At 35.0% G+C, this 15,388-nt stretch carries 14 protein-coding genes; 12 read left to right on the top strand and 2 right to left on the bottom strand.

Features of this window, described 5'->3' with window-relative positions; translation table 11 throughout:
• Positions 1–41: 41 nt before the first annotated feature.
• The 12 genes from C4B60_RS13175 to C4B60_RS13120 all read left to right on the top strand — a co-directional run bounded on the left by C4B60_RS13175 (position 42) and on the right by C4B60_RS13120 (position 12,908).
• The gene (locus C4B60_RS13175) at positions 42–1,424 is read left to right on the top strand and encodes an O-antigen polymerase (RefSeq protein ID WP_104058493.1); all 1,383 of its coding nucleotides are present in this window, start codon (positions 42–44) and stop codon (positions 1,422–1,424) included.
• Positions 1,408–1,887 carry a serine O-acetyltransferase gene (locus tag C4B60_RS13170; protein WP_104058492.1) on the top strand — a complete coding sequence of 160 codons (480 nt, stop codon included), beginning with the start codon at positions 1,408–1,410 and terminating at the stop codon, positions 1,885–1,887. Before C4B60_RS13175 ends, C4B60_RS13170 begins: the two co-directional genes overlap by 17 nt.
• Positions 1,887–3,293 carry a lipopolysaccharide biosynthesis protein gene (locus C4B60_RS13165; protein ID WP_104058491.1) on the top strand — a complete coding sequence of 469 codons (1,407 nt, stop codon included), beginning with the start codon at positions 1,887–1,889 and terminating at the stop codon, positions 3,291–3,293. The genes C4B60_RS13170 and C4B60_RS13165 overlap by 1 nt, the downstream gene beginning before the upstream one ends.
• Before the next feature lie 19 nt (positions 3,294–3,312).
• Positions 3,313–4,344 carry a GDP-mannose 4,6-dehydratase gene (locus C4B60_RS13160; RefSeq protein ID WP_104058490.1) on the top strand — a complete coding sequence of 344 codons (1,032 nt, stop codon included), beginning with the start codon at positions 3,313–3,315 and terminating at the stop codon, positions 4,342–4,344.
• 81 nt (positions 4,345–4,425) lie between these two features.
• Positions 4,426–5,670, top strand: a complete 1,245-nt coding sequence (locus C4B60_RS13155) for a glycosyltransferase family 4 protein (protein ID WP_104058489.1) — start codon at positions 4,426–4,428, stop codon at positions 5,668–5,670.
• Between the two features lie 18 nt (positions 5,671–5,688).
• Entirely contained in the window at positions 5,689–7,008 is a 1,320-nt protein-coding gene (locus C4B60_RS13150) for a UDP-glucose dehydrogenase family protein (RefSeq protein ID WP_104058929.1), read from the top strand.
• 53 nt (positions 7,009–7,061) lie between these two features.
• Positions 7,062–8,450 carry a sugar phosphate nucleotidyltransferase gene (locus tag C4B60_RS13145; protein WP_104058488.1) on the top strand — a complete coding sequence of 463 codons (1,389 nt, stop codon included), beginning with the start codon at positions 7,062–7,064 and terminating at the stop codon, positions 8,448–8,450.
• A 56-nt stretch (positions 8,451–8,506) separates the two neighbouring features.
• Positions 8,507–10,225, top strand: a complete 1,719-nt coding sequence (locus C4B60_RS13140) for a phospho-sugar mutase (protein WP_104058487.1) — start codon at positions 8,507–8,509, stop codon at positions 10,223–10,225.
• A gap of 12 nt (positions 10,226–10,237) precedes the next feature.
• Positions 10,238–11,239 carry a UDP-glucose 4-epimerase GalE gene (gene galE / locus C4B60_RS13135; protein WP_104058486.1) on the top strand — a complete coding sequence of 334 codons (1,002 nt, stop codon included), beginning with the start codon at positions 10,238–10,240 and terminating at the stop codon, positions 11,237–11,239.
• 57 nt (positions 11,240–11,296) lie between these two features.
• Positions 11,297–11,677, top strand: coding sequence for an SMU1112c/YaeR family gloxylase I-like metalloprotein (gene gloA2 / locus C4B60_RS13130; protein WP_104058485.1), 381 nt, complete (start codon positions 11,297–11,299; stop codon positions 11,675–11,677).
• Positions 11,671–12,234 (top strand): VanZ family protein, encoded by a 564-nt coding sequence (locus C4B60_RS13125; RefSeq protein WP_104058484.1) that lies wholly within the window; start codon positions 11,671–11,673, stop codon positions 12,232–12,234. Before gloA2 ends, C4B60_RS13125 begins: the two co-directional genes overlap by 7 nt.
• A 2-nt stretch (positions 12,235–12,236) precedes the next feature.
• Positions 12,237–12,908 (top strand): hypothetical protein, encoded by a 672-nt coding sequence (locus C4B60_RS13120; RefSeq protein ID WP_104058483.1) that lies wholly within the window; start codon positions 12,237–12,239, stop codon positions 12,906–12,908.
• Positions 12,909–12,947: 39 nt separating this feature from the next.
• Here C4B60_RS13120 and istB read toward each other — a convergent pair whose 3' ends face one another.
• Positions 12,948–13,712, bottom strand: coding sequence for an IS21-like element IS643 family helper ATPase IstB (istB, locus tag C4B60_RS13115; protein WP_104055485.1), 765 nt, complete (start codon positions 13,710–13,712; stop codon positions 12,948–12,950).
• On the bottom strand, positions 13,712–15,256 hold the full coding sequence (gene istA, locus C4B60_RS13110; protein ID WP_104056617.1) for an IS21 family transposase: 1,545 nt from the start codon (positions 15,254–15,256) through the stop codon (positions 13,712–13,714). Before istA ends, istB begins: the two co-directional genes overlap by 1 nt.
• Positions 15,257–15,388: the final 132 nt, after the last annotated feature.

Genomic DNA, 15,388 nt, shown 5'->3' with positions numbered 1-15,388 from the left:
GACTATTTACATTCTAGTTGGAATGAGTGGGGAGTATTTTTATGAATGAAATTACGAATATTCAAAAAAATAAAGTTATAAGTACTTATATAGTATTAATTTTGGGGCTATTTTTATTCCTTAGTTTATATATTAGTACTTCCTCTCAAATATATACAATCTTTTTAATAACTTTAATTGGCATGTTCTTTATAAGTATCATAGCTTTTAGCAAAAATTTCTTTAATCCATTTTATTTTTTCTTTATATATAGCTTTTTAGGCTTTATTGATATAACAATGGTTTCTTTAGGTTTTAGAGACACTCTAATCCCTATTTCAACTTCAGCTTATGATAAATCTTTACTGATCATGTTAATTTGGTTGTTAACTTTTTCATTTGGCTACTGGATTGCATTTAAAAGAATAAATATAAAACGTTTCTTTAAAAATTATAATTTGAAACTTCAGGCAGAAATTAACCCCTGGGTCATTTTTATTTTATGTGGAACTATTTTTATGTTTTCTTTCTCCTCTACATTAAGAAGTTCTATGTCACTTGGTGGTATTGTAGAGGGGATGAGTGGCGGTGGTGCAGCATTTGCTGATCAAGGTTATCTCTTGGCTTTGCTAGGGTTTGCGGGCATTTTACCGGTAATGGCATTATACAGTGGCAAAAAATTTAGAGCTATTATATATTGTCTTATTGTATTTATAGGTATCTTGTTAACTGGCAGAAGGAGTATGGCTATATTAACTGCATTCTTACCATTTTTGGTTTATTGGAATATGCGAGTAAAGCAAATAAAGTTTTTACATATAGCTTTATTGACCATACCACTAATAGTAATAGTAATGTATATCGGAGCAATTAGAACTGCTGAAAATCCAAATTTTTCTTTAAGTAATACTGATAACCAAGCTCTTGAACAGTTGGTAACATTGGGTAGATACAATGGTTATGGAGATAATATCCCTGCTTTAGTAGATAAAATAGATAGCGAAACGATCCAGCTACAGAAATTTAATTACTCTTTGCGTGGAGTGGAATATTTTATTCCTAGAAGTTTATGGAATGATAAACCTTTGGTTCACTCATCGCAAATCGTAAGCGATTTAGTGTTCTTTGCTGGGGATACTGGTAGGCCAGTGAATGCCTATGGATGGGCATATTTTAATTTTGGATTACTAGGAGTAATATTAAGTGGATTAATAACAGGTGCAATTGTAAGTTGTGTTTATAAAATAGTTTTAAATAGAAAAAGTGTAATTCTTATAAGTATGTATGCTTTATTAATTTTACCACTACTAGAAGTATTTCAACCTGAAGCTCAAATGAAGATAATACTTTTTGCTGTTATTCTTAAAACTCTAGAATTTATAAGTAAAAAAGGGAGGTTTAGGAGAACTAGTTTGAGGAGGAATAGTGTTGAGAGAATTGCTTAAAGTTCTTCTGCCTTTCATTGGGAGGTGCGAGAAACTTAGATTTTTAATATATTTGCAATCTAGTGCCGCAAATAAAAGGTTATATATATTTATGAAAATAATAAATACAGTAATATATAAAAACTTTAATTGTGATATATCTCCCTTTGCAAATATTGGAAGAAAAACTTCATTTCCCCACCCAATTGGTATAGTAATTGGTGAAGGAGTTAACATAGGAAATCATGTAACTATCTATCAGAATGTTACAATTGGCCGAGAGGAAAGCCACGTTGTGGCGTATCCTACTATTGAAGATTATTCTATACTGTACGCGAACTCTATTGTAATTGGTGATACAGTTGTAAAAAAGGGAACAAATGTAGGAGCATATAGCTTAGTAAATAAATCAACGGTTGAAGATAGTTTGTATGTAGGTATACCCGCAAAATTTATCAGAGAAATTAAAAAAGGTAATAAGTAATGAGTAAAATTGATAAAAGTATTGTTAAAAAAACTTTTATATATTTTATCGGAAATTTCGCATCAAAAATAATAATGGCTATAATGATTCCCTTTTATGCTTATTTTGTAACCGTAGAAGAATTAGGTGTCTTTGATTACTCTCAAACACTTATGAATATTATTGCCCCTATTATATTTTTGGCATTATGGGAGGCTGTATTAAGATTTTTAATCATAGAAGATGATCAGGAGAAAAAAAACAACATTATCTTTACATCTCTTGCTGTTGTGATAGTTATAATTCTATTTCTTATAACTTTTGCTGCTGTTGTTTTCTTTTTAAGTGATAACTACATTATGTTGTATACGTCAATTATGATATGTGTATATGGAGCTGCTCAAGTATGGCAATACTATGCGAGAGCCTTAGCAGAGAATAAAGTCTATATACAAGCTAGTGTAGCTGGTACTATAATTAACTTTTTATTGTTAATTATAACTGTCTTCTTGTTTGATATGGGAATAGATGGTCTATTTTGGTCATATATTATAGGGCAAATTTCAATAGTAATAATTATTGAAAAAAAGATTCAAATAAAAAAAACACTTACTGGAAATACATTTGAATGGGATATATTAAAGAGTATGCTTGTCTTCTCTTTACCATTAGTATTAAATTTAGCATCTGCTTGGTTAATAGCAGGTTCTGGAAGAATTATAATAATGCAGACTTTAGGTGCTTATGAAAGTGGTCTATTTTCATTTGCTATGAAATTTGGAACTATAGTATCAATGTTTGGGACTGTTATTTCTATGGCTTTGATTGAAGAGGCTATAATAAAAAGTAAGCAAGAAAGAATAGATGAATATTTCTCAAATATAATAGAAGTAGTTTTTAAATTATTTTTATCAATATGTATACTAGCAATCCCTTTCATTGCTATATTTTATCATTTTCTTCCAAATAAGGGATATTCAGAATCGTATTCACTTGTCCCTTTATTTTTGATATATGCAATAATAATGACAATGTCCACTAATGTTGGAGCAATTTTCCAAGCTAGAAATAGCACAAAAATGCTCTTTTATACTACGGTAGCTGCGGCACTAGTTACTATTATACTTTCACTTTATTTAATAAACATTTTAGACGTCTTTGGAGTCATGATTGCTCAAGTAACAGGTGCTTTGACATTATTGATTTCGAGGTGGTTTTTTGCAAATAAACTTATAAATCTAAAAGTTAAATGGAGAGATATTATAATATTAATATTACTATATCTACTCGTAATTATAGTTTTTAAAGATAATTTAAATCCTTTAAGTATAATAATAAGTTTGTTTTTAGTAATAGCAGTGTTAATGCTTAATAAAGAAATGATAGTACAATTAAAAAATTTAAAAAAGGTAAATAAACTTAATTGAAAAATAAGGAGATAATATTATGATTGATTCAAAAAGCGATAAGAATAAAGTGTTTTTCGTTACCGGAGCAGCTGGCTTCATTGGATATCATCTTTCTAAATCTCTTTTAGAAAAAGGATGTAAAGTAATAGGTTTAGATAATCTTAATGATTACTATGATGTGAGTCTTAAAAAGACTAGATTAGAGAATTTAAGTATTTTCGAAAGCTTTGAATTTATTAAAGGAGATATTTCGGAAAAGGAAACTGTAATGGGAATATTTTCGAAATATCGACCACATACGGTTATAAATTTAGCTGCACAAGCAGGAGTAAGATATTCTCTTGAAAATCCGGATGCATATATCCAAAGTAATTTAGTAGGTTTTTATAATGTACTTGAAGGGTGTAGGAACTTCCCAGTAGAGCATTTGTTATATGCATCGTCTAGTTCAGTTTATGGTACTAATAAAAAAGTACCTTTTGAAGAAACAGATATGGTTGATAATCCCATTTCATTGTATGCAGCTACTAAAAAATCAAATGAACTAATGGCTAATACTTATAGCCATCTATATAAAATCCCCTCAACAGGTCTGCGATTTTTCACTGTTTATGGACCATTAGGAAGACCGGATATGGCATATTTTAAATTTGTGGACAGTTATTTCTCTAACAGAGAGATTCAGGTTTTTAACAACGGGGATTTTAATAATGATCTTTACAGAGATTTTACTTACATTGATGATATTATACAAGGCATCGAGCTATTAATTGAGAAACCTCCTGTAGATGAAAAGAATACATTGCATAAAGTATTCAACATCGGAAATAATAATCCTGAGAAATTGATGCATTTTATAGAAATATTGGAAAGATGTTTAAGTAATTCTTTAAATAGGGAAGTTGTTTTTAAGAAATCTTTTGAACCTATAAAGCCAGGAGACGTCCCTGCAACATATGCTTCTATTGACTTACTTCAAAAAAACATAAAATTTAAACCAGATACATCGATTGAAAATGGTTTACAAAAATTCACAAATTGGTATTGTGATTATTATAATTTGAAGTAACTCTTTTAAAATTAATATACAATTCTAATAATAATAATGATTTGTCAAATTTATCGTAATGATGAATAAAGGAGCATCGTATTGAAAAATAAAGTAGTATTTGTAATTAATTATTTTTACCCAGATGTAGCTTCAACTGGTCAATTGCTTACTGAATTATGTTTAAATCTTCAGAACGATTTTGATATTACCGTAATCGCTGCTCAACCGGGGTATGCAGGGGAAGAGTCTAGCTCAAAGAAAATTATTGAAGAAGATTTTTTGGAAAATATTAAGGTTCTTCGAATTCGTTTACCTAAAGTTAATAAAAAGTCAAAAATAAGCAGAATAAAGTATATATTTTCATATTTTTTCTTGGCTAATTTCGCCTTGCTTAAAGAAAAAAAGATAGATGTCGTTTATACGATATCTCAGCCACCAGTTTTAGGAGGCCTTATAGGTACAATAGGAAAATTTTTCAAAAATACAAAACACATATATAATATCCAAGACTTCAATCCAGAACAAGCAGCTGCGGTTAATTATACAAACAAAAAATTTATTTTTGAAACTGCACGAAAGATTGATAATTTGAATTGCAGTTATTCTGATTGTGTGATTTTAGTTGGGAATGACATGAAAGAAACATTGAAAAGGCGATTTAATAATAAAAATGTTCCTGAAAATGTGGTAATTAATAACTGGACAGATGAAAAAGAAATTATCCCATTAGATAAAGAAAATGATAATGTAAAAGAATTTCTAAATAAACATAATTTAACAGATAAATTTGTAGTTATGTATTCAGGAAACATAGGACTTTTTTATGATTTAGAGAATATTATAAAAGTTTCTTTGCACTTCAAAAATCATAAAAATATAGTATTTGTATTTATAGGAGAAGGTGCAGTAAAAGAAGAGATGGAGAACTTTGTATTAAGTAATAGTATTCAAAATGTATATTTTTTACCTTATCAACCTAAGGATTACATTAAATACTCATTAAACGCAGCAGATGTTCATTTGGTTGTAAACCAAAAAGGCATTAAAGGTGTATCTGTTCCGAGTAAAATATATGGTGTTATGGCAGCGGGAAAGCCTATTTTAGGAGTGTTAGAACAAGGTAGTGAAGCATATTCTTTAATACACAAGAGTAATTGTGGCGTGACAATTGAGCCCCAAGACTATAACGAATTGATAAAAAAAATAGAAGAGTTGTCTATGTTGGAAGAGGAAAAATTAATCTCTATAGGGATGAACGGCAGAGAGTATTTGGATAAGTTTCTGAAACAAGAAATCTCTATCGACAAGTATCGTGAAACGATAAATCTTGTAATAAAATCTTAGGAAGATAGGGTGAATAAATTGAAAATTGCCGTAGCAGGTACTGGATATGTTGGTTTGGTTACAGGCGTTTGTCTAGCTGAGTATGGGCATTCGGTTACATGTGTTGATATAGATGAAAACAAAATATCTTTAATGCAATCAGGAATTTCTCCAATCTACGAACCAGGTTTACAAGACCTTATGAAAAAGAATATGGCAAAACTCTTATTTACATCTAACTATGTAGAAGCATACCATAATGCAGATGTTATTTTTATTGGTGTAGGAACACCAGAGAAACCTGACGGCTCTGCAGACTTGCAATATGTTTACGGTGTGGCAGAGCAAATTGCAAATAGTGTTAAAAATGACTGTGTCATTGTAGTTAAGTCAACAGTTCCAATTGGAACAAATGATAAAATTCAAGAGTTAATTGAATCTAACCTAAAGCATGATGTGAAAGTATCTGTTGCTTCTAACCCGGAATTTTTATCCCAAGGAAGTGCAGTCAAAGATACATTACATAGCTCTCGTATTGTAATTGGAGTTGAAGATAAAAGCGCTGGGGAAATTTTAAAACAAGTGTATGAAGAATTTAATGCACCAATCCTTGTAACTAATCGTAAAAGCGCAGAGATGATTAAATATGCATCCAATGACTTTCTCGCATTAAAAATATCTTTTATTAATGAAATTGCAAACCTTTGTGAAATCATAGGTGCTGATATTGAAGATGTGGCACATGGTATGGGCTTTGACGGGCGAATTGGAAATAAGTTTTTAAACGCTGGGATTGGTTATGGAGGATCATGTTTCCCGAAAGATACAAAAGCACTTCACTGGTTAGCAAATTTCCATGATTATGAACTCAGAACAGTTAAAGCAGCCATTGATGTAAATGAAAATCAGAAGTTGAAGCTCTATAAAAAATCGAGACGTTATTTTGATAGTTTAAAAGGTTTAACTGTTGCAGTTTTGGGCTTAACGTTCAAGCCTGGCACAGATGATCTGAGAGAAGCTCCTACACTTGTAAACATTCCACTGATGATCGAAGATGGGGCGATAGTAAAAGCATGGGACCCTGTTGGCATCGAAAACTTTCAAAAGTTGTATTCGGATGATATTACTTACAGCACATCAATAGAAGAGACGCTAAGGGAAGCTGATGTTTGTTTTATTTTTACGGAATGGGATGAAGTCAAGCAAGTAGATCTTTCAATTTTTAACTTAGTAATGAAAACACCAATTGTATTAGATGGTCGGAACTGCTTCAACATTCATGAAGTCAAAAAGCATAAAATTGTCTACGACTCCATTGGTCGAGAAACAGTAAATACATTAGAAATGACATTTGTATAAAAGTAAAAAAAGCCAGATCATTTGTATCTGGTTTTTTTTTTGGAGGGGCTTTGATGAAACTTATTTTACTATCCGGTGGTTCAGGCAAAAGGTTATGGCCGTTATCAAACGATAATCGCTCCAAGCAATTTTTAAAAATGTTGCAAGACGATAAAAATGAATTACAGTCTATGGTTCAACGCGTGTGGGGACAAATTAATAAAGTCGGTTTAGCTGAGTCTACTCTAATTGCTACTTCTAAAATGCAACGGGATATGATCCACAGTCAAGTGGGGGCCAACGTTCCAATTGTGGTAGAACCAGAACGTCGTGACACATTTCCTGCTATCGCTCTTGCAAGTGCTTATTTATATTCTGAAGAAAGTGTAGATGAGAACGAAACGGTTATGGTGCTGCCAGTCGATCCTTATGTAGAAGATCATTTCTTTGATAGTGTTAGAGAAGTTGAAAAAGCGTTATTACATACTGGGGCAGATCTAGGATTAATGGGAGTACAGCCTACTTATCCTTCTACAAAGTATGGATACATTGTTCCAAATGAGATATTAGAAAATGGCAAGTGGTTGGATGTTGCCCACTTTGCTGAGAAGCCAGCAGAAGAAAAAGCTGAAGAGTTACTAGCCCAAAAGGCTATATGGAACAGTGGGGTATTTGGTTTTCGATTAGGTTATTTATTGAATATCCTTCGTGACAAAGGATGGTCTTTAGATTATACGAGATTAAGTGAATCTTACAGCGATCTTCCAAAAATCAGTTTTGACTATGAAGTAGTAGAAAAAGCAAAGAAGATTGTTGCTGTACCGTATGAGGGTTATTGGAAAGATCTCGGAACATGGAATACACTTACTGAAGAGATGGGAACGGCTTCTATTGGTAAAGGAACACTTTGTGATGACAATATCAACACTCACCTAATAAATGAACTTGATATTCCGGTGACTGTAATCGGAACTGAAAATTTAGTTGTAGCTGCAAGTCCGGATGGTATTTTAGTGGCGGATAAAGCATCCAGCCATAAGATCAAGGAAATCGTGGCTGATTATGATCAAAAACCTATGTATGAAGAGCGCATATGGGGATGGTCTCGAGTGCTTGACTATGCTAAATATGAAGATGGTCAAGAGATGGTCACTAAGCGCATTCATATTAAAGCAGGAGCTAACTCATCTTTCCATTTTCATAGACTTCGCGATGAAGTTTGGACGATTGTCCGTGGGGAGGGAGAACTTGCTTTAGATGATCATGTGACAAGGGTTAAAGCAGGAGATATTATTCATTTGCCGGCTGGTAAAAAACATGGAATAAAAGCATTCAAGGATCTGGAGTTTATCGAAGTTCAAACTGGTCAAGGCATTAGTGATGAAGACTTTGAACGTATTTATTTTGAATGGGATGATGTGTTAAGAGAGTTTCTACAGGCTAAGGCAAAATTTATTTATTAATTACTTGCAAAGAGGTGGGGATCCCACCTCTTTTTAATTTGAAAGGAATACGGATCATGACTACATATAAGAAATGGCTTGAATTTGAACAATTAGATTTAAACTTGAAAGAAGAATTACTTAGATTATCAGAAAAAGAAGTAGAAGACTGTTTTTATAAAAATTTTGAATTCGGTACTGGTGGAATGCGTGGGGAATTAGGGGCCGGAACAAATAGAATGAACATATACACTGTCCGTAAAGCATCTGCAGGGTTAGCTCAATATATCGTTGAGCAAGGAGAAGAAGCAATGACACGTGGGGTAGTTATTGCCTATGACTCTCGTTACCAGTCACCGGAATTAGCGCTTGAAACTGCTAAGACCCTTGGTCATGCTGGCGTTAAGGTATATCTGTTTAAAGAGCTTCGTCCAACTCCTGAGTGTTCGTTTGCGATTCGCTATTTACACGCTTTCGCGGGGGTTGTCATGACAGCAAGCCATAATCCACCAGAATATAATGGTTATAAAGTATACGGTCCTGATGGAGGACAAATACCACCGATGATGGCTGATCGTATGATACAGTATATTGAACGTATTGAAGACCCATTGACGGTAGAAGTAGCAAGTGAACAGTCTTTGCTAGAAACCGGTTTGCTTACTTATATTCTTGAAGAAATTGACGAGCCTTATCAACATCAGCTGCTCACTCTTCAGCAGTCTGAGGACTTAACTGAAGCAAAAAAAGTATTGAAAATAGTGTTCACTCCTCTACATGGTACCGGAAATATACCAATACGCGAAGGCTTAAAAAGAGCGGGCTTTGAAAATGTGCATATCGTAAAAGAACAGGAGCTCCCAGATCCAAACTTCTCAACGGTTGCCTCACCAAACCCGGAAGAACATGAGGCTTTTACATTAGCCATTCGTGATGGAGAAATGATCGATGCTGATATATTAATGGGGACAGACCCTGATACTGACCGCTTAGGTGTAGCAGTTAGAAATCATGAAGGTGAGTTTGAAATATTAACTGGAAATCAACTTGGTGCTTTAATGCTTCATTATTTACTGACCATTAAAACAGAAAAAGGAACACTCCCAGAAAATGCAGCTGTTATTAAAACAAATGTTACTTCTGAAATTGGACGAGTTATTGCAGAAGATTTTGGGGTGCCTACGTACGATACACTTACAGGATTTAAGTTTATTGGAGAGAAAATTCAGCAGTTTGAGACAACTGGTAAACACACATTCCTTTTTGGTTATGAAGAAAGCTATGGTTATCTGATTGGTGACTTTGTTCGAGATAAAGATGCAGTTCAGGCGGCATTAGTTGCTGCTGAAGTGGCAGCGTATTATAAAGAACAAGGTAAAACACTCTATGACGGCCTATTAGAGTTATTTGAACGCTATGGTTATTTTAAAGAATCTCTTCACTCTATTACCTTAAAAGGGAAAGATGGTGCAGAACAAATTCAGTCAATATTAACTGGATTTAGAGCTGCTCCACCTATTGAGATTGGTGGAGTTTCTGTAGTTGTTGTAGAAGATTATTCAACTCAATTGCGAACAGATTTAACAAATGGTGTAACAAATAAGATAGAACTCCCGTCTTCTAATGTACTTAAGTATTTCCTAGCTGATGGTTCATGGTTCAGTATTCGTCCATCAGGTACCGAGCCGAAATGTAAGTTTTATTTTGGTGTTCAAGGATCATCTGTAGAACATTCTAAGGAATTAATTAACCAAATTGAAAACGAAGTACTAGCATTAGTTCATCAGACAATATAAGGGGTGCAAACAATGAGTATTTTGGTAGTTGGTGGTGCTGGTTATATTGGTAGTCATGCTGTAACCATTCTTGTTAGACAAGGGCACTCAGTAGTTGTGGTAGATAATTTAAGTACAGGTCATCGTGAAGCAGTTCATGAAAAGGCTATGTTTTATCAGGGTGATTTACGCGATGAATTATTCTTGAAAAGTGTTTTTGATACAGAATCCATCGATGCTGTTATGCATTTTGCGGCAGATTCTCTTGTTGGTGTAAGTATGGAGCAGCCGCTTACTTATTATGATAATAATGTTGGTGGGGCAAATACACTTTTAAAGGTAATGGTTGAGTATGGGGTGAAAAAGATCGTTTTCTCCTCTACAGCTGCTACTTACGGTGAACCCAAGTCGATTCCTATTTTAGAAAATGATACAACGTTGCCTACAAACCCATATGGTGAAACGAAACTTGCTATTGAGCGAATGTTGCATTGGACAAAGTTAGCACATGAGTTGAATTATGTAGTACTTCGGTACTTTAATGTTGCAGGAGCGGATCTTGAAGGAACAATCGGGGAGGATCACAATCCAGAGACTCATTTAATACCAATTGTCCTACAGGTTGCATCAGGCCAGCGCCAAGAGATAAAAATATTTGGTGAGGATTACCCTACACCGGACGGCACTTGTATCCGAGATTACATTCACGTTCAGGACTTGGTAAATGCGCATATTTTAGCTTTAGACTACATGAATAAAACCAATCAAAGTGGAACGTTTAATCTCGGGAATGGCAATGGATATAGTGTAAAGGAAGTTATCGATGTTGTTGCAAAGGTAACAGGCAAAGAAATTCCTACTGTTAATTCTCCACGTCGAGCAGGGGACCCGGCCCAGCTTGTTGCTTCTTCTAAAAAAGCGCAAGAAGAATTAGGCTGGAAACCTCAGTATGCCTCTTTAGAGACGATGGTGTCTACTGCCTGGCGGTGGGCTCAATTGAATCCGATGGGCTATCGTTCGAAAGTTAAAGTGTAAGTTCTTGCCTCCTTGCGTTGCAAGGAGGCTTATTTTTCGTTAAAGAAAGGTGATCATATGTTTCAAACCATCCATCATATTGCCATAATCGCCAGTGATTATGAACGCTCTAAGTTCTTTTACACAAACGTCTTAGACTTTAAAATAGCACATGAGTATTACCGTGAAGAGAGAGAATCTTATAAACTTGATTTGCAGGGAAATGGTTTTCAAATTGAACTATTTTCATTTCCAAACCCACCTGCAAGAGTCTCCCTACCGGAGGCATCAGGGTTACGTCATCTCGCATTTTCTGTAGAGGATCTTGATCGATGTATCACATATTTGAAGACTTATAACATCGAAGTAGAAGAAGTTCGTGTGGATCCTTTTACAAATAAGCGATTTACCTTCTTCTCTGATCCTGATGGATTGCCGCTTGAGTTGGTTGAATGTTAAAAGTAGTTATAGAAGAAGCCCGGGATCGTCTCAATGTAACGCCAAAGGGGATTTTCATTCGGCTCCTGCCCATGATTATTTTTATGGGGCTGGTCGTTTATTCATCCTCTCAGACCTATGAACAGCAAACAATCGTACCGTTACTAGATCGTTTGTTGGCAAAAGAGTTTTTCAAGGATCAATTAATGTGGGTAGATTTTACATATTCTCATACACGTGTGAGTATTGAAAATCAGGGTTATTCAGGTTTTGTTGAATTTATTTTACGGAAATTTGCTCATTTATCGTTGTTTTTTGTAATTAGTGTTTTCTTATGCAGTTTTATATACTATTTGTTTCGAGATATCGGAATTGCTGTTGCATGCACCTTTATTTTCATCGTGTGTTTTGCTGCACTAGATGAGTTTCATCAATATGTAACAGGAGGTCGTACTCCTCTTGTTCAGGATGTTGTGTTAGATACAGTTGGTGGTACGCTCGGTATTATCTTCTATATACTCTGGAGAATGAGAAAGACGGGAAAGGGCTTTATTAGTAAAGATGGATTGAGGAGTTAATGATGAAAACAATTGCTTATTATATTTCTGATTATGGGCTTGGTCACTGTACGAGGAGTGTTGCTGTAATCAGGGAATTATTCAATCAATCTACAACACCGTTAAAGATCATAATCTGTCATTCCTTTGGGGTTCAATTTCTTAAGGAATCATTGAATGGGTTAAATATTAGCTATAGGGAGATTCAAACAGATGTTGGATATGTTTTAAAAGCCAACAGTATGGATGTTGATAAAAAGCTTTTGGAAAAGAGCTATCTAAAGTTTATGGATTCTTTTTCATCAAAGCAAAATGCAGAAGAAGAATTTCTAATTGCTAATAATGTTGATCTCATCATTTCTGATATAAGTCCGCTGCCGTTTAAGCCAGGGAGAAAGCTTTCTATTCCGACGATAGGAATATCTAATTTCACCTGGTATACGGCATATCATGGTCTTTTGGATGAGGAACATTTAATTCAGTTAAAAGAAGCCTATACAGACATGGACTATCAATTTACATTAGCGGGCAGCGCTGATCCGGACTGGAGTAAAGGGAACAAAGAATCATTCGATTTTTTCTCCCGTTTGTCAGACGAAAGTGAAGTTGAACGAATTCGTAAAGAAATCAATCCACGTAGTGATAAAAAAGTGATCTTTTTTGGATTGGGGATGAAAATAGATGTCCCCGTGTAGACGTCAAGTCGAATTTTACACTTTTTGCTCGTTTCCTTTTTACACTTTTGCTGAAAAAATGCTTTTCCGGTTTTTCATACGATGACTCTCCTCGTTTTCACCACCATGGATGACTTCCACACGATGAAGTAAGCGATCTAAAATAGCTGTTGTAATCCCTTGATCACCAATTAAATTACCCCATTCATCTGGACTTTTATTTGAAGTCAGGATGATCGAACTTCGTTCGTATAAATGATTAATCAAATGAAAGAACAAGTTTGCTTCTCTCTGATCCATGGCCATATACATTAAATCATCGATGATCACAAGATCGGCATTTCTCATTCTTTTGAGTTGAACTTTAGATTTATTCAAATATTCTTCTGATTTTAGTAGCTGCACAAGTTCACCCATTGTAGCGAAATAAACATTGAACCCTCTGTATACAGCTTCAAGTCCAAGCCCAATTGCGATGTATGTTTTTCCAATGCCGGGGGGACCTAGAAGAATTAAATTGTACTGTTGCTCTAGCCAGCTTAATTCTCGAAGTTGAGAAAGCTGACGAGCCGTCAGAACGTTTTGTCCTTTCAACTCAAACTCATCTAACGACTTCACGAAAGGGAAGCGTGCCCATTTCATTCTCTTTTCAAGGCTTTTCGCTTCACGTTTGGCTAATTCATATCGAGTGATAGACTCTAAAAATTCCAAGTAGGTCCATGATGCTTTTTCAGCTTCGCGAAGAAGCTGTGGCAGCTCCTCCGCAGTCTCTGATAAACGTAACTGACGGAATAGATCTTGTAGTTCATGTACAGTCTTATTCATCAGCTTCTACCTCCTAAAATGCTGGTATAGGCATTTAGAGAACGGGTAGAGGCTTTGATATGAGAATGTTTTGGTAGAATGGTATGCAAGGATTGTACCTCTTCATTTGGTCCGTCTCGCAATGTATCAAGGTGATGGGCAATATCACGAAAATCATTCGCATTGTATAATTTCTCTGTCAGGCACTTGGTCAAAACAGTATCAATTAACGCTGGATATCGTTGAATGATCTTATTGATAATCACAAATTGATCTCGACGATACCTTGGGTATCTTTGACTAATCTCATCTAAATAAGTAGTTGCCTGAATCTGATCTTCAAAGTAAGAGATGAGGTGTTGCTTAAACTCTTCAACCCCTTTGGAGCGATCACGGGTATGATGACGGTTTTGAATAAGTTTTCCTTTTTCTAAGCTAATCATATGCTCGGCAATGACATCACCTTTTGCTTCTCTGCGAATGACAAGGGTCTGATAATCTTCGTCCTTCACTTCAATCCACACAAGATTTTCACTCATTGTTTGATAAGTCCCTAATGGGACGGAATAACGGTTTGATTTGTATCGGATCGTATTGTCCTTGCTTACACTTCTTGTTATACTTTGGTTATTGGTACTTTCATATGAAAGTAATGAAGAGACTGGCTGTAAGTGTTGCTTTTCGAGGAGAAACACTTCTGCTGGTCTTTTTTTCGTTGTCTGGTGAACCTTATGGTTTCCAGTACGTACGAGCCATTGTCTTGCTCGTTCATTCCAGTCTTCTATGTCGCTAAACACACGACTGTCTGAGAAATTGCCTTTTACGTATTTCACTACATTTTCAATCATACCTTTAGATTCTGGGTCAGCTCTTCTGCACAGATAAACGTTAAATTTTCGTTCATTTACATAGCTTTGAAACTCAGTTGTTAAAAGCAGCTGTCCCGCATTTTCACTCACTGCGATCAAGTTATCCTGGTCATAGACGATTTCTTCTGTTCGTCCTCCATAGAACTGAAATGCATTTTCATGGCAGCGAATCGCATCTCTTGTGGTGAAAGGATGGGTCTGCCATTCCGTATATTTTTGTCTGGAGTGGGCCAATACAAAGGCAATAAAGTACAGTTTGATTTCTTTGTTGTCAGTCGTTTTCTGTCTTGTGATCCCCCAGTCGACCTGAAGTTGTTTACCCATCGGTTGTTCTGGAACAGCTTCGTATTGACGGACAGTAACCTCTTTCTCAATCTGATAGACTTCTCGAATATCTTTCACATACGCTCTCATCGTACTTTCACCGACCAGGAGGTCGGGATATCTCTCCAAAAGCCAATCATAAATTTGGGCACTACTCAAGTGAGGATACTCTTCCAGCCAGGCTAGTATCCAGTCTTTATAAAGATCTAGTTTTTTCTTCTTCCCCAAAGGCTGCTCCGTGTATGTTTTTGCTTCCTCAAATGTCATGCCTAAATACTTATAGACAGTCGGTCTTGAAATCTTCAGCTCCTTAGCGATTTGTGCTATTTTAAACTTTCTCTTATGTAATTCATGAATCTTTATGTATAACACTAACTTCTCCTCCAAAATCCTAACCTCCAGTAAAATAACGTCACGCTCTATTTTACTAAAGTAGTAGGTTGATTGAGCAAAAGTGTAAAATCCTATCGAGCAAAAACTGTCAACTTTATTCTAGCGTTTACA

The organism is Jeotgalibacillus proteolyticus, from assembly GCF_002926065.1.
GTDB classification, from domain to species: Bacteria; Bacillota; Bacilli; order Bacillales; family Jeotgalibacillaceae; genus Jeotgalibacillus; species Jeotgalibacillus proteolyticus.
Note: the sequence above shows the minus strand (reverse complement) of the source record. Positions and strands in the feature narration are given on the sequence as shown.